Here is a 21302-nt window from a genome sequence, read left to right as displayed (position 1 = left end):
CTCATCTCCATACCCAATGCCCAAAGTAAATATTACAGATTATTACTTTCTCTCTCATAGAAAAGACTAGGGTACTACTAATCCCCTATGTTTTACTTTGGCTACTCGCAGTTCATCTGACGAAACTAGGCCACGAATAATATCCGCCATTTGTGAATATTAAGGAGAACTCATGGTTCTTGATGCTTTTTCCAGAGCTGTAATTACAGCAGATGCTAAAGGTGCTGCTATTGGTGGTGCTGACTTAGATGCTCTCAAAGCTTTTATTGCTGAGGGCAACAAACGTCTGGATGCTGTAAATGCGATCGCTAGCAACGCTAGCTGCGCTGTTTCTGATGCTATTGCTGGAATTGCTTGCGAAAACACTGGTTTGATTCAACCCGGCGGTAACTTGTACCCCACTCGTCGCCACGCTGCTTGTCTGCGTGATACCGAAATCATCCTGCGCTATGTAACCTATGCATTGTTAGCTGGTGATTCTTCCGTATTAGACGATCGCGCTATCAATGGATTGAAAGAAACCTACACAGCTCTGGGAGTTCCCATTAGCTCCACTGTACGTGCTATTCAAATCCTCAAAGCTATCGCTGTTGCTCACATCACCAACACCAACACCGAAGCTAACGCTGGTTCTAAGTTCCGCAAGTTAGAAGTTATCCAAGGCGACTGCTCTGCTCTAGCTGCTGAAGCTGCTAGCTACTTCGATCGCGTTATTTCTGCTCTGAGCTAATAGCTCATAGTTAACGGCTATTTAGCCCAACGAAGTGAAATCAAAACCCGATCAAATCCCATCTGGAGTATAAAAAGCAATGAAATCAGTTATCACCACAGTTGTTTCAGCTGCTGATGCAGCAGGTCGTTTTCCCAGCACCTCTGACCTAGAATCCGTTCAAGGTAGCATTCAACGTGCTACTGCTCGTTTAGAAGCTGCTAACAAACTGGCTTCTAACATCGATGCTGTAGCTAAAGAAGGTTACGATGCCGCATTTAAGAAATATCCTTACTTGACTCAAGCAGGTGAAGCTGGCGACACCCAAGTTAAGAAAGACAAGTGCCTCCGCGACATCAAGCACTACCTACGCTTGATCAACTACAGCTTAGTTGTTGGTGGTACCGGCCCATTGGATGAGTGGGGAATTGCAGGCGCTCGCGAAACATATCGCTCTTTGGGTCTGCCCACCGCTCCCTATGTTACCGCTTTGACCTTCATTCGCGATCGCGCTTGCTCTCCTCGCGACTTGTCTCCTCAAGCGTTGACAGAGTTCCGCGCTCTTCTTGACTACGCAATTAACTCCTTGTCATAGTAGGCCAATTGAGTAGCCGAGCGACCGTTGCACTCTAAAACTAGGGACTCTCAGTCTATTGCTTTGCCCATATAAGGTTGAGTAATCGGCTTAGAGTCCCTAAGTTGTTATTTAAAGAATTCAGAACTCAGGAGTCAGAATTCAGAATTCAGGAGTTAGGGGTGATACTAAGTTGCGTTCAAATAGAATATTTATACTCCCTACTCGCAGCCTAAATTACTATATTTTGACTAGAACTTAAGTTTTTATTATGACGACAGATTCTTTATTTGAACAGTTAAAACACCCCAACCCAAATCTGCGGGAACGAGCTATGTGGCAACTAGCTGAAGTCCGCGATGAAAATACTATTCCTCGACTGATGAGTATTTTAGATGAAGAAGATGTGACTTATCGTCGAGCTGCGGTAAAGGCTTTGGGTGCTATTGGTGTAGATGCTGTGCCAGCACTGGTAGAATCATTGCTCAATAGCGATAACGCTACCATTCGGGGTAGTTGTGCCAAAGCTTTAGCACAAGTAGCCGCCAACCATCCAGATGTAACTTTTCCAGAAGAGGGCTTGCAAGGATTAAAAACAGCACTCAACGACACAAATGGTGTTGTATATATTGCATCTGTGATGGCTTTGGGTGAAATTGGTTCTCCCGCCTTTGAAATTTTAACTGAAGCTTTGAAAACCACAGATAACGTTGCGGTAGCTGTGGCAATTGTCAATGCACTCGGTTCGATGGGTGATGTCCGAGGAGTAGAAGTACTGACAGCATTGACTGACGATGAAACTGTCGATCCGTATGTTCGAGAATCAGCGGTGAGTGCCTTACCTCGATTAGATCAAGTTATTAAATATAGCAGAAAGTAGCGATCGCCAAGCTTGCTGTATTACTTCTGGCTCAAAAAAAATGAAAAGGTTTTTTACCGTTATTGTGTGTTGCTAAAACTAGTACTAATATAAGAACTATGGAAAAGCCCCTAGTGGATTTAGACTAGGAGCTTTTCATTTTCCAATATTTTTTCTTTCTGATGTAACTATCCATCTTTTTAGTAGATGCTTGGATATTAAACTAAGCTACTTCTAAAAAATCTCTGTCTAATGGATTGTCTGGGAAGAATACAGCAGGTGAAACATTGAAAAATTCTGCAAGCTTTTGAATGTGTTCAACTGTTAATTTACGCTTGCCTTTAAGTACATCAGAAACAATTGACTCCGTTTTAAAAATAGGAACTAAATCCTTTTGTTTAAGATTCAATTGGGCAATTAAAACTTTGAGAAGTTCTACTCCATAAATATCTGGAACCAAATCCTGTTTTGATTCGTATTCATGAATCAAAAGTCCCAATAAAGTAATATAATCTTCTTCTGATTCTGTTAGTTCTCCTTTATCAAGTAGACTATCGACAACTGCTTGAGTTTTTTCTAAATCTTCTTCATGTTTTATCGGGCGCGGGGGAAAATATGTAAGTAATTCTGTGTAGCTGGTGTAATGATATAACATTTCTTCATTATGGAATTAGTTGCTTAATTATTAGGACTAAGATTGGTAAGATACCAATCTTAGTTTTACCTAATTGATTGCTTTTAACTAGTGCTAGCTATCAAACCATTCGTCATTCTTCCATTTATCTCTATCGTATTCTGCATGAGTAAGAAACTCACGAATATATATAACTTTGGTTTTATAGTTAATACAGGTTATTAGCCTATATTTATTTCCTCCAATATCAAAAATGACGAAGTTTTTTACTTGGTCAGGCGCAAAAACAGAAGTAGCTTTGACATCAGCAAAACTATTCCAGTCTTGCGCTTTTACAAGCTTCTTCCATGCTCGTATACTAGGTTCAGCATCTGGGTACTTTTCACAAGCTTTATTGAGTCTGGTTTCTGTAATAATACGCATATATAAGGTTGTCCTTTATTGTTTATAAAATACATAGGCTTTTTCTCCTTGTGTGTATAGTCCAAAAAAATTGTTGTTGTATAGTCCAGAAAAATTGAAAACCTTAATAATAAGGTTGAGATAATCTTAGCAAATTGCGAAGTAAAGCACAAGTGTTTGCCTTGTGAGTATTTTTCCTTTGCAAATTGGTGCAAAGGAAATTGCGAAGTGCATCAAAGCAAAAAAAAGTGCAGCTCAATGGCAATGGATTTTACGTAGTAAACACTAGAGAGAGGTGTTTTGATTCGACTAATTGGGCGTACATGATACCCATAGAACTCACGTTAGATTAGCAATAGACTATCTCAAGAAAACTTTATGACTTCTTTGGAAGCGTCAGTTGAGAATTTGGTACTAGTTGCTGGTGCTACTGGTGGAGTAGGACAACTTGTGGTAAGCAAGTTGTTGGAAAAAGGTCTTAGGGTTCGCGTTCTGACAAGGGATGCCGCCAAAGCTGAAAAAATGTTTAATCAGCAAGTGGAAATTGTTGTTGGTGATACCCGTCAACCCGCTACCCTACCAGCAGCAACATCAAATGTCACGCAAATTATATGTTGTACTGGAACCACAGCCTTTCCCTCTACTAGATGGGAGTTTGAGCAATCTCCGAACTTAATTGAATGGGGTTTAACTTTTCTTAACCCCCAATCTAGCCAAGCAAAGGCAAAGAATAGTCCAGCAAAAATCGATGCTGAAGGTGCGAGCAATCTTGTAGCAGCAGCACCTCAAAATTTGCAGCGATTTGTTTTCGTCTCCTCCTGCGGAATTCTTCGTAAAAATCAGTTTCCTTTTAGCATTCTTAATGCATTCGGCGTCTTGGATGCCAAACAAAAGGGTGAAGAGTCCATCATGAATTCAGGATTACCCTACACCATAATCCGCCCAGGACGTTTGATTGATGGGCCTTATAGTTCATACGACCTCAACACCCTCCTCAGGGCAAAAACCAGCGGGAAATACGGTGTGGTACTTGATACAGGAGATACACTTATTGGTGATGCCAGCCGAATTGACGTAGCAAACGCTTGTGTCGAGTGTCTTTTTTATCCAAATACTTCTAGGAAAATTTTTGAAATAGTCAATAAGGGACAAAGACCAAGTGTGATTGACTGGGGAAGTCTTTTTTCTGGCATTGAGTAAGTAGGGAGATGGGGAGGGAGGCTCTTGAGGCAGGGTAAAAGGTTAAAGGTTAAAGGGAAAAGGAATAAATTTAATCTTTCCCTTTTTCCCCTTACCCTTTTTCCTTTCCCCAGGCCCAATGACTAACGACTAATGACTAATGCCGTAATTTGTTACCTCCAAAGACGGCAAACACCACTCAGATGTTACGGTTCACCCTAATTACTTAAAGTATTAATTCTCATACATTAGACGAAGTGAAAGCAAATCGATCCATGAATCAACTTAAAAACTATTGAGTTAGCTTGACCGTTCCAATAAAGGTTCGGTAAACCACCCTTCATGGATCTCAATATATATATCAGCATAGTCTGGAGTCTTAATCCCCAGAAAAAGCCAAATTAAGGTATTAATGCTGAACTGGCTGATTTCTTAACCCTGTTGGTTGAAAATTTAGTCCTTAATATTCTCATTCATTCATTTGTAGTTATACGGAGCCAGCACCTAAAATGGCAAAAGTAGTTGGAATTGACTTAGGTACAACGAACTCCTGCGTGGCAGTGATGGAAGGTGGTAAACCCACAGTTATTGCTAATGCGGAAGGTTTTCGGACAACACCATCAGTGGTTGCATTTGCCAAAAATGGCGATCGCTTGGTTGGTCAAATCGCCAAACGTCAAGCGGTGATGAACCCCGAAAATACGTTTTACTCTGTCAAGCGCTTTATTGGACGCCGCTTTGACGAAGTAACTAAAGAGACTACTGAAGTTTCTTACAAAGTCCTTAGCAGCGGCGGCAATGTCAAGCTAGACTCACCAGGCGCTGGTAAGCAATTTGCTCCAGAAGAAATTTCTGCACAAGTTCTCCGCAAACTGGTTGAAGATGCTAGCAAATACCTTGGTGAAACTGTAACCCAAGCAGTAATCACAGTTCCGGCATACTTCAATGACTCCCAACGGCAAGCAACAAAGGACGCTGGTAAAATTGCAGGTATTGAAGTTCTGCGGATTATCAACGAACCAACAGCCGCTTCTCTAGCTTACGGTTTTGACAAAAAGAGCAACGAAACAATTCTGGTATTTGACCTTGGTGGTGGTACCTTCGACGTATCCGTGCTGGAAGTAGGCGATGGAGTTTTTGAAGTGTTAGCCACATCTGGTGATACCCACCTTGGTGGTGACGACTTCGACAAGAAAATAGTTGACTTCTTGGCTGAAAAGTTCAAGAAAGACGAAGGCATTGATTTACGCAAAGATAAGCAAGCTTTACAACGTCTGACTGAAGCCGCAGAGAAAGCAAAAATTGAACTTTCTAGCGTCACCCAAGCAGAAATTAACCTGCCATTCATCACCGCTACCCAGGACGGGCCAAAGCACCTGGATACAACCCTAACCCGCGCTAAGTTTGAAGAACTTTGCTCTGATTTAATCGACCGTTGCCGTATCCCTGTAGAAAACGCTCTCCGCGATGCGAAGTTAAGCAAGAGCGATATTGATGAAGTAGTGTTAGTTGGTGGTTCTACTCGTATTCCCGCAGTCCAACAGATTGTGAAGCAGGTATTGGGTAAAGACCCCAACCAAAGCGTTAACCCTGATGAAGTTGTGGCAGTAGGCGCAGCAATTCAAGCAGGGGTATTAGCTGGTGATGTTACTGGCATCTTGTTGTTAGATGTCACACCTCTATCTTTGGGTGTGGAAACATTGGGCGGCGTGATGACCAAAATTATCCCCCGCAACACCACAATTCCCACCAAGAAATCTGAAGTATTCTCCACTGCTGTGGATGGTCAAACCAACGTAGAAATTCACGTCCTCCAAGGCGAACGCGAATTCTCTGCTGATAACAAGAGTTTGGGAACCTTCCGCCTCGATGGCATTCCTCCCGCACCACGTGGCGTCCCTCAAATTGAAGTCGTATTCGACATCGACGCTAACGGTATCCTCAACGTTACCGCTAAAGACAAAGGTACTGGTAAAGAACAGTCCATCAGCATCACTGGCGCTTCCACACTGGATAAAAATGATGTTGACCGGATGGTGAGAGAAGCCGAACAAAACGCCTCAAGTGACAAAGAACGCCGCGAGAAAATCGAACGCAAGAACCAAGCCGATTCTTTAGCATACCAAGCTGAAAAGCAGCTACAAGAATTGGGCGATAAAGTTCCCGCCGCTGACAAGGCCAAAGTCGATGGTTTGGTGAAAGAACTGCGGGAAGCAATTGCTAAAGAAGACGATGAACAAATCAAGAAACTGACCCCAGAATTGCAACAAGCCTTGTTCGCCGTTGGTAGCAACATCTATCAACAAGCTGGTGGCGGTGCTACTCCTGGCGCTGAACCTCAAGATGGCGGTTCTTCTTCTGCTAGTGGCGGTGATGATGTAATTGATGCTGATTTTACAGAAAGCAAATAATTCTCCTATTTTTTCGGGAAGATTATTTTGCCCCACTTCATATTAACCATCCAAGGTTTTTCTTGGGTGGGATTTTTTTTAATAAGTTAGGAGTTAGAAGTTGAGAGTTAGAAATTAGGAGTTAGGAGTTAGAAATAATATTACTAATTCTTAATTAAAAATTTTCAACTTTATTTTTAAATCCTCACTTTTAACTCTTAATTCTTGTACAGACACAGGTTCATCGCGTCTTAACTCCTAACTCCTCACTTTTAACTCTTAACTCCTAACCTTCTTATGCCTTATCCTCAAGCACCTTGGACACTTCAAGGCTACGCTATCCAAACTCTGCATTTGGTAAATATTAACCGAGTGCGCCCTTTGATTCCTTCGGAACTAGAAATTATTTCTGTGTGGCCTGGTAAAACTATTGGTAGTGTATATTTGGCTAATTATGGGTCTGGCTCGGTATTGGAGTATAGTGAGTTAATTATTGCCCCGGCTTTGGTTCATCGCCAAAGGAAAATCAGCCCTTGGATTTCGCACATTTATGTGGATAATGCTGATTCTGTAGCTGGTGGTCGAGAAATTTGGGGGTTACCAAAGGAACTAGCTGAGTTCACCCTAGAAAGAGAATATGCTAGCGTGCATCAGGGAAACCAGAAATTGTGTAGTTTTAACTATAATCAACAAAGTTGGGCATGGCCTTTGCAATTAGGCGTGTCTGCTTTCAGCATCAAGGGTAGTGATTTACTCATATTCTCCATTGAATTTAAGTCTTTCTTGGGTTTGATTAATTCTCACTTACAAATTCCTGCTGCAAGTCCTTTTTCTGAAATAGGTTTAGAACAGCCTTGGTTAACTGTGCGTCATCAGCAGATGAATTTGCAAGTTCATGCACCAAATCTCATAGATTGAATTTTTTCACTCACTTAGTGAACTTAGTGAATGTATTTCGAGCAAAATCCGGAATACTGTATTTTGATTGTGTAGTTCTCTACGTAACCACAACAACAAAACCCAAGCTAGTCACCAAAAAATATCACATCTGGGAATTTTTACAATTCAAATACTCACTGATACTAAGTTGCTTTTAAACAGAATCTTCTCACTCCCCACTTCTAACCCAAGTTACTATCTTTAACCGCAACTTAGTATGAATTAATAAGCTTGAGAAAACGACACAATAAATTAACTAACCCTACCGTTAATTAACAGTAGGGTTTTTCCTTCAAAACACAAGTGGTTACAATACTGCTCGCTTTGTGCATTTTCAACTCGGAATTTGGTTTTGGGAAAAGGTGAGCCAGCGCGGTCTTGGGGGTTTCCCCCATGAGCGACTGGCGTTAGCGTCAGCGTTAGCGACGAAGGAGCGTCACCCCGAAGGGGTTAAAGGGTAAAGGGTAAAGGTTTTTTCTTTCCCCTTTCCCCTTCCCCTTTTCCCCTTAACCGACAAGTATTGCAAGTGGTTATCACAAAAGTTATTAACTGTTGACAGTCAACGGTCAATTGTTTGCGTAATTTGTCTAAAAGACTACAGATATAATAAATATTTTTAGGTAGATGCCACTGAAGATTATATCGATAACTGTTACTAAAGTATTGCTAATTACCATATAATCTAAAACTACTTGATAAATTGTTAAGTATGAGAATAAAATCAGGTAGATTATTTCATGTCAATTTCAGAATCAATTAAGCAATTTATAAAATGAATAATCTTTGGAGAAATGCTAAATATAATTTAATCGAAAAAATTCTCAGACGCTATCCAGATTTACAGGATTTTTTAGAAGCATCTAATTTTGAACCTTCAATAAAACGAGAAGATTTTCGCTTGATTGTTGTGCGACCGAAAGTAGCGATCGCCTGTAATTTACCCAAAGCTTTTGCAGAAGGAAATTGTGAAATAGACTTTAGCAACATCATTTTCAGAAATTTGAAAATTAGCTTAAACCATCAAGATATTTTAAATCAATTAATGATTGGATTAAACACCCAGCCAGATTGGAGTTGTCGTTTATTTTTAAAACAATTAGATACAGATATTTTTGAGGTGAATTTAGGAAAAATAACGCTGATTTTATCTGAAATAGAAGCATTAGATTTGTGTTTTTGTGTTGATGCAGTTTGTCAAGAATACAAAAAATCAATAATTGAATTTGAAAATTCTTTGGAGACGTGGGATTTTGAATTTGTAGAGGTTGCAAATTTTCGGGGTTTTATTTTATTTTCTGTAGGTGAAAAGTTATGGAAGTTAATGCTGCAATTTGCTGATGAGTTTGATTATAGTAAAGGCAAGTCTGAATGGCATTTGTTTAATCGTGAAGATATTTCAATTCGAGTGAGTCGAGGAATTCGCGATCATGCGTTTATTTTGCCTAAAATTGATAATTATTTATCATTAACAAGCAATAATAAAATTAATATTTTATATAAAATAAATGATGTTTATTTACAATCTATGGAAAAAGGAAAAGTTACTTACTGGCAGCAAGATATCGGAGTAAAAGGAACCTGGACAGCTAGATACACGAAGCACTGGTTATTAGAAAAATATATTCCCCAAGTAATTAGTTATTATTTACAAAAATTTCAACTATCTGAAAGTGAATTACTAGCTGAAATTATAAATTATAAAGGCGATCGCCTTGAAATTAAACAAATTAACGAAATTAAAGATTTATTACCTTATCTTCGCGACATTCAGTCTTGGTTGCATATATCTAAAACAAATATTCCGGCTACAATTTTACAATCTTATTATCAAGCATTTACAGATTTAATCCGCAATACTGATTCCTCAATTACAGGGATAGACTACATTATCAGAAATTTGCTTGCGGTTCAATGGAAGAATACACAAACAGAGATTCTTGATAACTGTAGGCAATATAACTTTAAATATGCAATTAGTTGTTTAGAGGAGCAAGTAGCAAAAATAAATAACAATAAATATGAAAATAGTTTTCCAGCAGACTTAATAACTCGGACATTTATCTGGATAATAGAAAACGGAAAAATTAGTTTCTCCCAAGCTCAGCTAAATGCTGCTAAACAGGCTTTGCAACCACTTTGGGAAGAAAGTCGTTTTCAAATGCGGCATGTATTTGTTAATCTATAAAGTTAAAGTATATTCTGTAAATTCAATACAAATCCAGGTAGGACATTTTCCCCAGACAAACTAGCGGGATTGTTTAAGATTTCTACATTTTTACCTGGACAATAAATTTCTACGCGCTTGTTTTTGCGGTCGATTAACCAGCCTAATTGAACGCCGTTTTCGATATACTCTTGCATTTTTTCTTGTAAATCTTTTAGAGAATCGCTAGGAGAACGCAACTCTACTACAAAATCAGGACAAATCGGAGCAAATTTTTCTTGTTGTTCTGGAGTTAAAGCATTCCACCGCTCAATTTTTACCCAAGAAGCATCAGGAGAACGTTCCGCACCATTAGGGAGTATGAAACCAGTTGAAGAATCAAAAACTTCACCTAAATTACTCTCAGAGTTCCAAATATCTAATTGAGTAGTAATTTTAACATTACGCCTGCCAGTATCGCTTCCTGTAGGTGGCATGATTAATATTTCTCCTGATGCTGTGCGCTCAAATCTATAATCACGGTTTTGCTGACACATTTGGAAAAATTGCTCGTCAGTCAAGTCAATTTTCAATTTGAGGATAGAAGGTAAGGCGACTGTTGTAGCGTTCATAGACTTATCCCGACATCTTACTTTCCAGTTTAGTGGAGTGTGGGGTGCGATCGCCTTCTAAGCTAATGCGCGCTAAAAAAGCATAAACTAGCGTGGTTGTTGACTGTCAACAGTTAACGGTTAACAGTCAACCATCTCAGTGCTACTTAAATGCATAACAGCTTACTTACATATGTCAAAGGAGCGCAGATATCTTTTACTCTCCAAGTAGCCTTCAGAATTACCTTCTAGCCATGAGTAGGCTTATATTTATGATTGCCATTTAAACTTTTGTATCTTTTAGTTAAGTTTTGTGATATTCTCAGATACATGAGGTGCTACTTCATCCCCTAAAAACTTTTGTTTGAACTTTTTTTAGTTACCAATCTAGTAAGGTAGAACTGCAATATGCCATTTACCATTGATTCAGCTCGTGGTATCTTTCCCAACACATTAGCGGCTGATGTTGTACCTGCAACAATAGCAAGATTTAATCAGCTCAGTGCTGAAGATCAGCTTGCACTAATTTGGTTTGCTTACCTGGAAATGGGCAAGACAATCACTATTGCGGCTCCTGGAGCTGCAAGTATGCAATTTGCTGAGGGGACATTGAATCAAATTCGGCAAATGTCTTTTACCGAGCAATCACAAGTGATGTGCGATCTGGCAAACCGAGCAGATACACCAATTACCCGCACATACGCAGTTTGGTCTGCAAACATCAAACTAGGTTTCTGGTATCAGTTAGGGAAATGGATGGATCAAGGGATTGTTGCACCAATTCCCCAAGGGTATAAGCTCTCTGCTAATGCTGCTGCTGTTCTGCAAGCAATTAGGGAACTTGATGCAGGTCAGCAAATTACAGTCTTGCGTAATTCTGTAGTTGATATGGGATTTGACCCGAATAAATTGGATGGTCAAAAAAGAGTTTCCGAGCCTGTTGTTGTTCCTAAAGAAATATCACAGCGAACTCAAGTCACTATTGAAGGCGTTGATAACCCAATAGTGTTAAGTTATATGAATAACCTTAACGCTAACGATTTTGATGCGCTGATTGAATTATTCACATCTGATGGTGCGCTGCAACCTCCCTTCCAAAGACCGATAGTTGGTAAAGAAGGTGTCCTACGGTTTTTTAGAGAAGATTGTCAAAACCTCAAGTTAATACCAGAGAGAGGAGTAGTTGAACCTGCTGAAGATGGTTTTACCCAAGTGAAAGTCACCGGCAAAGTCCAAACTCCTTGGTTTGGTGCTGCTGTGGGTATGAATATGGCTTGGAGATTCCTGCTAACTCCTGATAATAAAATTTTCTTTGTAGCTATTGATTTGCTGGCATCTCCCAAAGAACTATTAAACTTAGTTCGTTAGAAAGATACTCAGTTTGAGTAAATTGTGACAAATTGGTGCGAACGCTCTGTAATGCAGGGCGTTCCCCTATTGTGGAGTAAAACATGCAACTCAATATAAAATGACTGGAACGATAATATTCTAGGTTTGATAATGCAAGTGAGCGACACAGAGTGGTCTACAGCAGAAAAACAATTGGCTCAAACAGTTTTTAAAAGAGCCTACGAAAGAGAAATCAGTGCTTTGATCGAAGAAGTTCGTGACAGAGCAAGTGCGATCGCAGAAATTGATGATATGTGGCGCTTACATGACTTTTTAAGTGCAAGAAGACATGACATAGATGGGAAGTACGACTACAGATATTCCGTACTAATCTTTGTGTTTGCTAGGTTAGTCAAAGAGGGCTGGTTAGCTCTTGATGAATTAAACGAACTTGACAAAGATAAAATCACCAAAGTGGCTGCTCTTGCAAGAATGTGAAATAAAACATTCCAAGTTTACGCCCTATCTGAAAATTTCTCTTGACTCAGTGTTCTCTGTGCTTCTGTGGTTAAGACATAATTGATTTAACTATAGAAACGCAGAGAACACAACTTTTAAATGAAGTAACATATAGCAGTCAAATTTAATTAATGAAGCGATCTGTATAGGCAGCTAAGAGGCAATAGGCAATAGGCAAGAGCCAACAGGGTTATAAAAACTAAAGTGTACGGAATTTGTTCAAAAATTAAATAGGATTACTGTATCAAATTTAGGTAATAACTTATTATTAAAATTTCTATACCAATTTGGTATAGAAAGCATTGTTTAAAATTTTTGGAAACAGCTTTTAGCAAAGGTTTTTAATTCAAAATTCCAAACTTGTACTGAGTTTGTCGAAATATCTAAAATCCAAAATTGGTATTAAGTCCTGATTAAGAAATAGGTACTGCAACTGGAACGGTAAAATGAAACTTGCTACCCTGATTTTTCCCTAGAGACTCAGCCCAAATTTTCCCTCCTAAATTATCAATAATTCGACGACAAATTGCTAAACCCAGTCCGGCTCCACCTACAGTGCGCTGTAAAAATCCTTCTTCCTGATAAAAACGCTCAAAGATAGTTTCTAGCCGACTCGGCTCAATACCTCTACCTGTGTCTGCAATAGTAACTTTTAACACAGATTTTTTTGCAGATATTTCTAAGGCTGGGTCAACTTCTTCTGGATTTAATAAGTCTGCACGAATAGTAACTTGACCACTTTTATCAGTAAATTTACAGGCATTGTCAAGTAATTTTGTTAAAACTTCAATCAGTCCTTCTCCATCTACCTGGATTGGCGGTAAGTAATGAGGCAATTCCACAACAATTTTAGGTAATTTATGACGCAATTCGAGTCCGCTGAGGGCTAAATCTAGATATTCTTGAAGGGATATCGGCTCTATTTGCCAACGTACTAATCCACCCTCTAGGCGAGATAAGGTAATAAAATCTTGGATGAGTTTGCGTAAGCGATCGGCATCGTCTAAAGCAGCTTGTAACATTGTCTGCTGTAAGTCAAGCGGCATTTCTGGTTCTGTAATTAAACTTTCTAAGCAAACACGGATGGTAGATAGAGGAGTACGCAGTTCATGACCAACGATCGCAATCAAATTACTTTGGGTGCGTTCCAAGTCTACCAGTTGACGATTCAAAGTTTCCAAGTTGCTATAAGCCTGTGCTTGCATTAAAGCAACTCCAACTTGTGTAGCGATGGCCTCTATTAAAGCTACATCATCCTCTGTCCACAAATAAGCCTCTGGTTTGTGTAGTTCTAGCATTCCCAGCCAAGTTCCTTGATAGCAAATCGATACCAACAAACAAGCACGGATTTGCCAGCGCACCAATTGGGCTTTCAATTGTGGATGCGACTGTAATCCAAAATCTTGGTTGATATCAGCAATCACTACAGTTTGCGATCGGTTTTCACCTGGAGTTGGACTTGGCATTAAAGCAGTTTGAAACAGCTGATGACTTGCTAATGTCCAAACTTCCCCCTTTAAAGATGCTAATCTTGGAGGTGTTGATTCATAAATAATAGGTTGTCTTTGACTATCTGGTTGATAAATATCAACAAGACACCGACAATCGTTAAAAACTTGACCTAATTCTCTAACAGTAATAGTTAAAATTTCTTCGGGATTCAAAGAGCGGCGAATAGCAGTAGCGATGGCATTGATCGATCGCTCTTTGCGCTCTTTGCTAGTTATGGTGCGATAAGCTTTGAGTTGTTTGTATTGACTAGCTTGTAGATATCTGACTAAGCGATTGGCAAATAGTCTAAAATCAATTGCTAATGTGTTATTTATTGATATCTGGACTTGTGATTCCTTCAACAGTCGATAACGTCTTTGCGCTCGCTGGATTTTAGGGGCTAGTTCTGGTCGATAAGTGAGAATCCGCTCTAATAATAGGCGGGCGGCCTGAATACAAACATGGGGGTCAAATGTCCAAATTCCTTGAAACTTCCTTGCTTGGTCTATGGACGCTGAATTTATAGGTGAAGCGTATTCTCGACAAATCAAACACGCCGAATATAGCTGACCAATTACAATCAAATGCCATTCTCTAGCTAATTCGTCTTCAGGAGCAAAAGGAATGGTTGCATAAGGAACTGAAACCATACCAAAGTCGCTCTCTGGTGCAGCTAATACATAAACTTGGTCTGTATGCAGAGCAATTTTTTCATAACGAGGAATTTCCTGGCGATAAAAACGCTCCTGCTGAAAATTGGCAATTACTAGGGGTTGATCTGTTGCTACCAGTACTAGGTCTTCTATTGCATGAGAAAGAGCCGTCAACGAAGACTTGAAATAGATTTGAGGTTGTAAATCCGGTAGAACTCGGCACAAATCTTCCAACAAGGAATTCGAGACACTCATTAGCAATTAGGTTGGTAAAAATAAACAATTACTCGTTAAGTTTGGGTATTGGCAGTACTAACGACTTACTGTCCCCACTACCTACCATTCCCAGCCGAATTAACCTACCTTGATTAGGCTTCGTTCCGGCAAAGTGACTCCGTTCAGAATGCACTGATGCAGATCCACTTGAGCCAGGTCTACCTCTGTGAAATCAACGTAACTGAGATCGGTTTTAAATAACATAGCTTTGGCGAGATTGGTGTGACTGAGGTCTGCATTACTCAAGTTTGCCCCAGTCAGATTGACACCACTCAGGTTTGCTCTAGCTAAATTTGCACCGCTCAGATTGGCATAGCGCAAGTCTGCTCCAGCCAAATTTGCACCGCTCAGGTCTGCGTCACAGAGATTTGCTAACCGTAAATCTGCTTTCACAAGGTTTCCCTTGTGCAAATCCACTCCACTCAGATTTGCCCGAATCATGTTAGCAGCCTTCACGTTTGCCCAAATCAGGTTCGCTCCACTCAGGTCAGCTCTCCAGAGGGATACCGCAGTCAAATTTGCTTGAGTCATATTTGCTCCGCGCAGGTTGGCATGAGATAAACTCGCATTTGCCAAGTTAGCTCTAGCCAAAATTATTCCCGCTAGACATACCTCGCTGAGGTTAACCAAGTGCAGGCTTACCTGGGTGAAATTTCTCTCTCCTGCACAATAGCGTTTGAGAAGTTCATCAGCATCCATACAGCCCGCCTTCCAAATCTTCATCTCTTACCTGGAAATCTAACTTAAGTAGGTAGACAGAATTAAATGTCAAATCCCAGACTCCAGAAACTAGACAGGATAAGTCTTTTTCCTTGGAGCCTTCTGCCTTCCACTTATCATATTGATAGTCGTTGGAAATGTCCTTTGTTAGGTTTAGCGACTAGCAAAGGCACTTAACCAATGACATCAGTACAGTTGCGATCGCTTTACCAAAGCTACAATTTTTACTTGGTTTAGAGTTGCATACTCACCAAGGTGCAGCTAACTAATACGAATTCAAAATTCACACATTGAGAAGCTTCAGCAGAATCTAGCTTTTGAAGTTTGAATCTGCTGCTTGACTTTGGAGAATTTGGTATGACAGCCATTGTTTTAGAGTAGTTTCACACATTTTTTAAATTTTGTTTACTTATGTAAAGAAATATAACAAATTTTGTTACAAACAAGCAATACTTTTTCAAATGCGAACTAATAATTATTATTTATATAAAAAATAAATTTTACTTAAGTAATACCAATTTGAAAAAAGAATGCCATAGATACATGCTCCTCAACCCTTGTGCTGTCTAGCTTTGTGAATCGCTATTTCAGAACTTTTGGTAAGCTACAGGACTCATATAAAGCAATCTGATTTGATTTGCGAACTTACTCGTGAAGCCAGGAAACTGGGAACTCTTAACAAGGAATAGCGGGAAGAAAAACAAGCTTATTTGAACTGTATGGGACTTACGCACTCTTAACGGAAAATCGTAGACGCATTAGCGAAGCCGTAGCGACGTTCGCGCAGCGTCTCGCAGAGAAGGAGCGTCAGCGGCTTGCCGCAGGCTACCGCAGAGGACAGGGAGAAATCAGAGTTTCACAGAGTTCTTGCGTAAGTCCTACTGTGACGAATACAATAAATTACAGACATAACTAGAAAAACTGATTTTGATTTAGATAAAATTTATGTCAACTTCGCAAAAAAATTAATGTTAATTGGATTTATTAACCTTCCTAATTTATCGCGTTATAGTGGCTATGTAGGTTTAGAAGTAGCAGAAATTGTTTCCAAATACCTTGCTGTTCAAAGTAAAACTTACGTAATTCAAAATAGAAGGATATTAATATATCAACTTTTAAAATCTGGTCTCGACTCCCATACAGCTAATAGAACAATTACTATATTGATATCAAGTCCAATCTTACAATCAACCAACATAAATCAGTGTGCTATTCAAGAGGGCTGAGTAAAGATATGGAGAAACAAGGGGACAAGGGAGTATATAACTAATGAGCAATAAAACTCTAGCTTCAAGATAGGGAGTAGGAGTAGGCAAAAGAAATTTTCATTTTTTCTTGTGGGTGCAACTCATGAAGCTTCTTGCAAAAGTGCTTCTTAGTGCCTCTATACCTGGAACCTGAGACAAAAAACTTTGGCGTTGCTGAGAGCCAGCAGTCGGATTTGAACCGACGACCTTCCGATTACAAGTCGGATGCACTACCACTGTGCTATGCTGGCAAGTTTTTTGTGGATTTTTTTAACTAGTAACCACGATTTATTATTTTATCATAATCAAGGTATTTGTCTAGAGCGATCGCTAAAAAATATTTGGTCTGGAGAATAGGGAGTAAGGAGATGAGGGAGATTGTAATAGAATTTCACCCCTCGACTCCTAAGTTTTAACTTTGAGTCGAAAAATCAGTGATTGCGATCGCGAATAATGTTGGTAAATTAATATTCATAGCAAAAGCTAATTCAAATCCTGGGCTGGACGCCAAAATATCTGGTACATTTGCTTGCATTGTACTTTTTTGACACGGCTGGGTAAAGAAACAGAATTATATAATTGTTCTTTACACATCACGAGCATGGCAGCGTTGAACGGACGAGATTTATTAAGTCTGGCGGACATCAGTCCAACAGAACTCCAAGAACTTCTGCAATTGGCAACTCAACTTAAAAGCAAACAGTTGAAATTGCAGTGTAATAAAGTGCTAGGGTTGTTGTTCTCTAAAGCTTCAACTCGCACGCGGGTAAGTTTTACTGTGGCCATGTATCAACTTGGCGGACAGGTAATCGATCTTAACCCGAATGTCACTCAAGTTAGTCGCGGCGAACCCGTGCAAGATACAGCGCGAGTCTTAGATAGATATCTCGATATTTTGGCAATTCGCACCTTTGCACAGCAGGAGTTAGAAACTTTTGCCAACTATGCCAAGATACCAGTGATTAATGCTTTGACTGATGCCGAACATCCGTGTCAAGTATTAGCTGATTTATTGACAATTCAAGAAGCTTTTGGCAGCCTAACTGGGTTAACTTTAACCTACGTAGGGGATGGAAATAATGTAGCTAATTCTTTGATGTTGGGGTGTGCTTTGGCGGGAATGAATGTCAGAATTGCCACCCCCAAAGGATTTGAGCCAGATTCTAAAATTGTAGAGCAAGCAAGAGCGATCGCTAATAATAAAACTGAAGTCTTACTCACCCACGACCCAGAATTAGCCGCCAAAGGAACTGCCGTACTTTATACTGATGTTTGGGCAAGTATGGGACAAGAAGCAGAAGCCGATAACCGCCTGCCAATTTTTCAACCTTACCAAATTTCCGAGCAATTATTGAGTCTTGCTGACCCAGAAGCAATTGTTTTACACTGCTTACCAGCCCATCGCGGTGAAGAAATTACTGAAGCAGTTATTGAAGGTTCTCAATCACAAGTTTGGGAACAGGCAGAAAATCGCCTCCACGCCCAAAAGGCTTTGCTTGCTAGTATTTTGGGGGCAGAATGAAGAAAGTTTGGAGTTAGGAGTTGGGAGTTAGGAGTTTGGGGTTTGGAGTTTGGAGTGAGGAGTTAGGAGTTTGGGGTTTGGAGTTAAGAAGAGAGACGTAATTAACCCAAATCTTTCCAAGAGTTAGGAGTTAGGAGTTAGGAGTTAAGAGTCAGAATGGCGACGTGCGGCTGACTCTTGACGAGTTATCAGGAAAAAATTAAGAATAAATAGGTGAAAGAAAAGAAAAAATATTCTGCCTTTTGCCTTTAATATTTTTACTTTTCTATTGCTTATAGGGAGTTTTTTGTAGTACTAATGTTCTAGAGACATTTACAATTACTCTCAAAAATTTATGGAACGTTTAACGGAAGCTCAACAAGAACTTTATGAATGGTTGGCAGAATATATCCGAACGCATCAGCATTCGCCTTCAATTCGCCAAATGATGCAAGCGATGAGTTTGAAGTCACCAGCACCAATTCAAAGTCGTTTAGAACATTTACGTACTAAAGGATATATAGAATGGACTGAAGGACAAGCAAGAACGATTAGAATTTTGCGTTCTGTTAAACAAGGCATACCAATTTTGGGGACGATCGCTGCTGGTGGTTTAATAGAACCATTTACCGATGCTGTAGATCATTTAGACTTTTCTAATTTATCGTTACCTCCCCATACCTACGCTTTGCGGGTAGCTGGGGATAGCATGATTGAAGATTTAATTGCTGATGGCGATGTGGTATTCTTGCGTCCAGTACCAGAACCAAATCATTTGAAAAATGGTACTATCGTCGCTGCGAGAGTTGATGGATTTGGTACAACATTAAAACGTTTTTATCGTCAAGGCGATCGCGTTACTCTCAAACCAGCAAATTCTAAGTACAATCCCATTGAAGTCAGCGCTATGCAAGTGCAGGTGCAGGGTTCTTTGATTGGTGTTTGGCGGGGTTACAACTGAATTGGGGAATGGGGCATGGGGCGTGGGGCATGGGGCATGGGGGGATGGGGAGACAAGGGAGACAAGGGAGACAAGGGAGACAAGGAGAAGAATTCATAACCAATGCTCAATGCTCAATGCCCAATGCCCAATGCCCAATGCCCTATGCCCTATGCCCTATGCCCAATAAATAATTTAGTTTGTGCTTAATATATGTACCTGACGGCAAATCCAGTGCGGGAACTGCCCACTTTTCGCTTAAAATCACCATTTGCGAGGGAAAGTAAGGGCAGTTATCAAACTTCGCAACCATTACCAGGATGTCCACGAAAGCCTGCATCTTTGCAATTGCGGCAATATCAGCAAGAAGCTATCGCCAGCTGGTTTGCTAATAATGGTAGAGGGACGCTGAAAATGGCTACTGGTAGTGGTAAAACTATCACGGCATTAGCGATCGCTTGTGAATTATATCAGCAGATTAATTTACAAGTGCTGTTGGTGGTGTGTCCTTACCGACATCTTGTCACCCAATGGGCGCGAGAATGTGAAAAATTTAATTTGCAACCGATTTTAGCCTTTGAGAATTTACGCACTTGGCAAAGTCAACTTTCAGGGCAAATTTATAATCTGCGTTCTGGTTCTCAACGGTTTGTCACGGTTATTACTACGAACTCCACTTTAATTGGAGATGGGTTTCAATCTCAACTCAAATATTTTCCTGCCAAAACTTTAATTATTGGGGATGAGGCACATAATTTAGGCGCACCAAAATTAGAGGAAAGTTTACCGCGTCGGGTGGGGTTGAGACTTGCTTTATCTGCTACACCGGAGAGATATTTTGATGATTTGGGGACGCAATCTTTATTTGATTATTTTGGCCCAGTTCTCCAGCCAGAGTTTACTTTGAGAGATGCGATCGCTCAAGGTGCTTTGGTACATTATCTGTATTATCCTGTGTTAGTGGAGTTAACAGAAGCAGAAAGTATTGCTTATTTAAAGTTAACTAAAAAAATTGGGCGATGTCTGCTATATAGAGAACGAGAAAACGGACAACCAGGAGATTTTGAAGACAATGAAGATTTAAAGCCGTTATTGATGCAAAGGGCAAGGTTAATTGGTGCAGCTGAAAATAAATTAAATGCTTTGCGCGATTTAATGGCAACTCGCCGCGAAACTACTCACACGCTTTTTTATTGTAGTGATGGTTCTCAAGACGCGGGACAACGTTCATCGCTACGCCAACTCAAAGCTGTTGCTAAAATTCTTGGAGTAGAACTAGGTTACAAGGTAAGCACCTATACGGCTCAAACTTCTTTAGAAGAAAGGGAATTATTACGTCGTCAATTTGAAAGCGGTGAATTGCAAGGATTAGTGGCAATTCGTTGTTTAGATGAAGGTGTCGATATTCCGGCAATTCAAACTGCGGTGATTTTATCAAGTTCTGGTAATCCTCGTCAGTTTATCCAGCGACGGGGCCGAGTTTTACGCCCTCATCCAGCTAAAGAACGTGCAACTATATTTGACATGATTGTTTTGCCACCAGATTTAGATAGAGAAACTATAGAAGTTGAGCGCAATCTGTTAAAAAAAGAGTTACGCCGCTTTGTTGAATTTGCTGACTTGGCTGATAACGCGGGCGTTGCCAGAATGAAATTACTCGATTTACAAAAGCGATATGGTTTATTAGATATTTGATATATCTGGCGAAAATGAATGTAGAGACGTAGCAATGCTACGTCTCTTTGGGTAACGCAAAATTAATTTCACCAAATGTCTAATAAATTAGATGATAGTTGTTTTTTTTTGTAAAAAATTTTTGAGTTTGGTAGAAACAAACATTAACTATGAAATAATAAAAATATGAATTAGATCATAATGGGATATAAGCAAAATTTTTAAGGCAGCTTACATCCCATTATAATATGGTTTAATTAAAACTAATCCTACCAGAAATCAATTAAAGAATAAAGTATTTTTTCAAAAAAAATCAGATATCAAGATACAGTAAATTTAAACGAAAGTGAACTACACAATCGAAGTTTCAAACCCCAGCCTCAAGCCTATTTGACTTCTGAATTCTGAATTCTGACTCCTGAATTCTGCTAGATAACGCTAACCGTAGCTTCACGGTGACAAATGTAGTAGTAGTGAAGGTTAAAATATAAAAAAATTATTTTAGAATCCAA

The 21302-nt window shown here is 39.7% G+C and carries 19 protein-coding genes and 1 tRNA gene; 13 read left to right on the top strand and 7 right to left on the bottom strand.

Annotation, left to right across the window (positions count from 1 at the left end):
* Positions 1–172 precede the first annotated feature (172 nt).
* The 3 genes from cpeB to VF06_RS29975 all read left to right on the top strand — a co-directional run bounded on the left by cpeB (position 173) and on the right by VF06_RS29975 (position 2163).
* Positions 173–730, top strand: coding sequence for a phycoerythrin subunit beta (gene cpeB / locus VF06_RS29985; RefSeq protein ID WP_099072337.1), 558 nt, complete (start codon positions 173–175; stop codon positions 728–730).
* A gap of 79 nt (positions 731–809) precedes the next feature.
* On the top strand, positions 810–1304 hold the full coding sequence (cpeA, locus tag VF06_RS29980; RefSeq protein ID WP_099072336.1) for a C-phycoerythrin subunit alpha: 495 nt from the start codon (positions 810–812) through the stop codon (positions 1302–1304).
* Positions 1305–1554: 250 nt separating this feature from the next.
* Positions 1555–2163, top strand: coding sequence for a HEAT repeat domain-containing protein (locus tag VF06_RS29975; RefSeq protein WP_099072335.1), 609 nt, complete (start codon positions 1555–1557; stop codon positions 2161–2163).
* 202 nt (positions 2164–2365) lie between these two features.
* Here VF06_RS29975 and VF06_RS29970 read toward each other — a convergent pair whose 3' ends face one another.
* Complete coding sequence (locus VF06_RS29970) at positions 2366–2797, bottom strand: helix-turn-helix domain-containing protein (protein WP_099072334.1); 432 nt, start codon at positions 2795–2797, stop codon at positions 2366–2368.
* Positions 2798–2890: 93 nt separating this feature from the next.
* Positions 2891–3199, bottom strand: coding sequence for a type II toxin-antitoxin system HigB family toxin (locus VF06_RS29965; RefSeq protein WP_099072333.1), 309 nt, complete (start codon positions 3197–3199; stop codon positions 2891–2893).
* Between the two features lie 357 nt (positions 3200–3556).
* Between VF06_RS29965 and VF06_RS29960 the strand changes: the two genes are divergently transcribed.
* The 4 genes from VF06_RS29960 (at position 3557) to VF06_RS29945 (ending at position 9871) form a co-directional block, all read left to right on the top strand.
* On the top strand, positions 3557–4378 hold the full coding sequence (locus VF06_RS29960; protein ID WP_099072332.1) for an SDR family oxidoreductase: 822 nt from the start codon (positions 3557–3559) through the stop codon (positions 4376–4378).
* A 488-nt stretch (positions 4379–4866) separates the two neighbouring features.
* A complete protein-coding gene (dnaK, locus tag VF06_RS29955; protein WP_099072331.1) occupies positions 4867–6768 on the top strand; it encodes a molecular chaperone DnaK in 1902 nt (633 codons plus the stop codon).
* A gap of 276 nt (positions 6769–7044) precedes the next feature.
* Positions 7045–7665 carry an acetoacetate decarboxylase family protein gene (locus tag VF06_RS29950; protein WP_099072330.1) on the top strand — a complete coding sequence of 207 codons (621 nt, stop codon included), beginning with the start codon at positions 7045–7047 and terminating at the stop codon, positions 7663–7665.
* 793 nt (positions 7666–8458) lie between these two features.
* The gene (locus tag VF06_RS29945) at positions 8459–9871 is read left to right on the top strand and encodes a hypothetical protein (RefSeq protein ID WP_244918026.1); all 1413 of its coding nucleotides are present in this window, start codon (positions 8459–8461) and stop codon (positions 9869–9871) included.
* Positions 9872–9873: 2 nt separating this feature from the next.
* Here the strand turns inward: VF06_RS29945 and VF06_RS29940 are convergent, their stop codons facing one another.
* Positions 9874–10461 (bottom strand): Uma2 family endonuclease, encoded by a 588-nt coding sequence (locus tag VF06_RS29940; RefSeq protein ID WP_099072856.1) that lies wholly within the window; start codon positions 10459–10461, stop codon positions 9874–9876.
* 387 nt (positions 10462–10848) lie between these two features.
* On the opposite strand from VF06_RS29940, the gene VF06_RS29935 reads away from it, so the two are divergent.
* Both VF06_RS29935 and frp read left to right on the top strand, forming a co-directional pair.
* Positions 10849–11808, top strand: a complete 960-nt coding sequence (locus VF06_RS29935) for an orange carotenoid-binding protein (protein WP_099072855.1) — start codon at positions 10849–10851, stop codon at positions 11806–11808.
* Between the two features lie 132 nt (positions 11809–11940).
* Positions 11941–12267 carry a fluorescence recovery protein gene (gene frp, locus VF06_RS29930; RefSeq protein ID WP_278047044.1) on the top strand — a complete coding sequence of 109 codons (327 nt, stop codon included), beginning with the start codon at positions 11941–11943 and terminating at the stop codon, positions 12265–12267.
* A 434-nt stretch (positions 12268–12701) separates the two neighbouring features.
* Here frp and VF06_RS29925 read toward each other — a convergent pair whose 3' ends face one another.
* The 4 genes from VF06_RS29925 to VF06_RS43020 all read right to left on the bottom strand — a co-directional run bounded on the left by VF06_RS29925 (position 12702) and on the right by VF06_RS43020 (position 17210).
* On the bottom strand, positions 12702–14687 hold the full coding sequence (locus VF06_RS29925) for a DICT sensory domain-containing protein (protein ID WP_099072854.1): 1986 nt from the start codon (positions 14685–14687) through the stop codon (positions 12702–12704).
* A 99-nt stretch (positions 14688–14786) separates the two neighbouring features.
* Positions 14787–15431 carry a pentapeptide repeat-containing protein gene (locus tag VF06_RS29920; protein WP_242062227.1) on the bottom strand — a complete coding sequence of 215 codons (645 nt, stop codon included), beginning with the start codon at positions 15429–15431 and terminating at the stop codon, positions 14787–14789.
* Positions 15432–16854: 1423 nt separating this feature from the next.
* Positions 16855–16926, bottom strand: a tRNA-Thr gene (locus VF06_RS29910).
* 161 nt (positions 16927–17087) lie between these two features.
* The gene (locus tag VF06_RS43020) at positions 17088–17210 is read right to left on the bottom strand and encodes a hypothetical protein (protein ID WP_257207711.1); all 123 of its coding nucleotides are present in this window, start codon (positions 17208–17210) and stop codon (positions 17088–17090) included.
* A 66-nt stretch (positions 17211–17276) separates the two neighbouring features.
* Here VF06_RS43020 and argF point away from each other — a divergent pair, with 66 nt between their 5' ends.
* From argF to VF06_RS29890, 4 genes are all read left to right on the top strand, one after another.
* Positions 17277–18197, top strand: a complete 921-nt coding sequence (argF, locus tag VF06_RS29905; protein WP_099071160.1) for an ornithine carbamoyltransferase — start codon at positions 17277–17279, stop codon at positions 18195–18197.
* Positions 18198–18531: 334 nt separating this feature from the next.
* Entirely contained in the window at positions 18532–19137 is a 606-nt protein-coding gene (lexA, locus tag VF06_RS29900) for a transcriptional repressor LexA (protein WP_099071159.1), read from the top strand.
* Between the two features lie 29 nt (positions 19138–19166).
* A complete protein-coding gene (locus VF06_RS41445) occupies positions 19167–19310 on the top strand; it encodes a histidine kinase (RefSeq protein ID WP_180267869.1) in 144 nt (47 codons plus the stop codon).
* Positions 19311–19329: 19 nt separating this feature from the next.
* Positions 19330–20811, top strand: coding sequence for a DNA phosphorothioation system restriction enzyme (locus tag VF06_RS29890; RefSeq protein ID WP_099073116.1), 1482 nt, complete (start codon positions 19330–19332; stop codon positions 20809–20811).
* Positions 20812–21302 lie beyond the last annotated feature (491 nt).

Source organism: Nostoc linckia z4 (assembly GCF_002608075.1).
GTDB lineage: Bacteria > Cyanobacteriota > Cyanobacteriia > Cyanobacteriales > Nostocaceae > Nostoc > Nostoc linckia.
The sequence above is the reverse complement of the archived record's forward strand: the minus strand, read 5'-3'. Positions and strand labels throughout refer to the sequence as shown.

What these genes read in the sequence shown, in the direction of transcription:
- VF06_RS41445 (WP_180267869.1), top strand. Translation starts at nt 19,167, where the DNA reads ATGGGGCATGGGGGGATGGGGAGACAAGGGAGACAAGGGAGACAAGGG.
- VF06_RS29965 (WP_099072333.1), bottom strand. Translation starts at nt 3,199, where the DNA reads ATGCGTATTATTACAGAAACCAGACTCAATAAAGCTTGTGAAAAGTAC.
- cpeB (WP_099072337.1), top strand. Translation starts at nt 173, where the DNA reads ATGGTTCTTGATGCTTTTTCCAGAGCTGTAATTACAGCAGATGCTAAA.
- dnaK (WP_099072331.1), top strand. Translation starts at nt 4,867, where the DNA reads ATGGCAAAAGTAGTTGGAATTGACTTAGGTACAACGAACTCCTGCGTG.
- VF06_RS29890 (WP_099073116.1), top strand. Translation starts at nt 19,330, where the DNA reads ATGTACCTGACGGCAAATCCAGTGCGGGAACTGCCCACTTTTCGCTTA.
- VF06_RS43020 (WP_257207711.1), bottom strand. Translation starts at nt 17,210, where the DNA reads ATGCAAGCAAATGTACCAGATATTTTGGCGTCCAGCCCAGGATTTGAA.
- argF (WP_099071160.1), top strand. Translation starts at nt 17,277, where the DNA reads ATGGCAGCGTTGAACGGACGAGATTTATTAAGTCTGGCGGACATCAGT.
- cpeA (WP_099072336.1), top strand. Translation starts at nt 810, where the DNA reads ATGAAATCAGTTATCACCACAGTTGTTTCAGCTGCTGATGCAGCAGGT.
- VF06_RS29960 (WP_099072332.1), top strand. Translation starts at nt 3,557, where the DNA reads ATGACTTCTTTGGAAGCGTCAGTTGAGAATTTGGTACTAGTTGCTGGT.
- VF06_RS29950 (WP_099072330.1), top strand. Translation starts at nt 7,045, where the DNA reads ATGCCTTATCCTCAAGCACCTTGGACACTTCAAGGCTACGCTATCCAA.
- VF06_RS29945 (WP_244918026.1), top strand. Translation starts at nt 8,459, where the DNA reads ATGAATAATCTTTGGAGAAATGCTAAATATAATTTAATCGAAAAAATT.
- lexA (WP_099071159.1), top strand. Translation starts at nt 18,532, where the DNA reads ATGGAACGTTTAACGGAAGCTCAACAAGAACTTTATGAATGGTTGGCA.
- VF06_RS29970 (WP_099072334.1), bottom strand. Translation starts at nt 2,797, where the DNA reads ATGTTATATCATTACACCAGCTACACAGAATTACTTACATATTTTCCC.
- VF06_RS29940 (WP_099072856.1), bottom strand. Translation starts at nt 10,461, where the DNA reads ATGAACGCTACAACAGTCGCCTTACCTTCTATCCTCAAATTGAAAATT.
- VF06_RS29920 (WP_242062227.1), bottom strand. Translation starts at nt 15,431, where the DNA reads ATGAAGATTTGGAAGGCGGGCTGTATGGATGCTGATGAACTTCTCAAA.
- frp (WP_278047044.1), top strand. Translation starts at nt 11,941, where the DNA reads ATGCAAGTGAGCGACACAGAGTGGTCTACAGCAGAAAAACAATTGGCT.
- VF06_RS29925 (WP_099072854.1), bottom strand. Translation starts at nt 14,687, where the DNA reads ATGAGTGTCTCGAATTCCTTGTTGGAAGATTTGTGCCGAGTTCTACCG.
- VF06_RS29975 (WP_099072335.1), top strand. Translation starts at nt 1,555, where the DNA reads ATGACGACAGATTCTTTATTTGAACAGTTAAAACACCCCAACCCAAAT.
- VF06_RS29935 (WP_099072855.1), top strand. Translation starts at nt 10,849, where the DNA reads ATGCCATTTACCATTGATTCAGCTCGTGGTATCTTTCCCAACACATTA.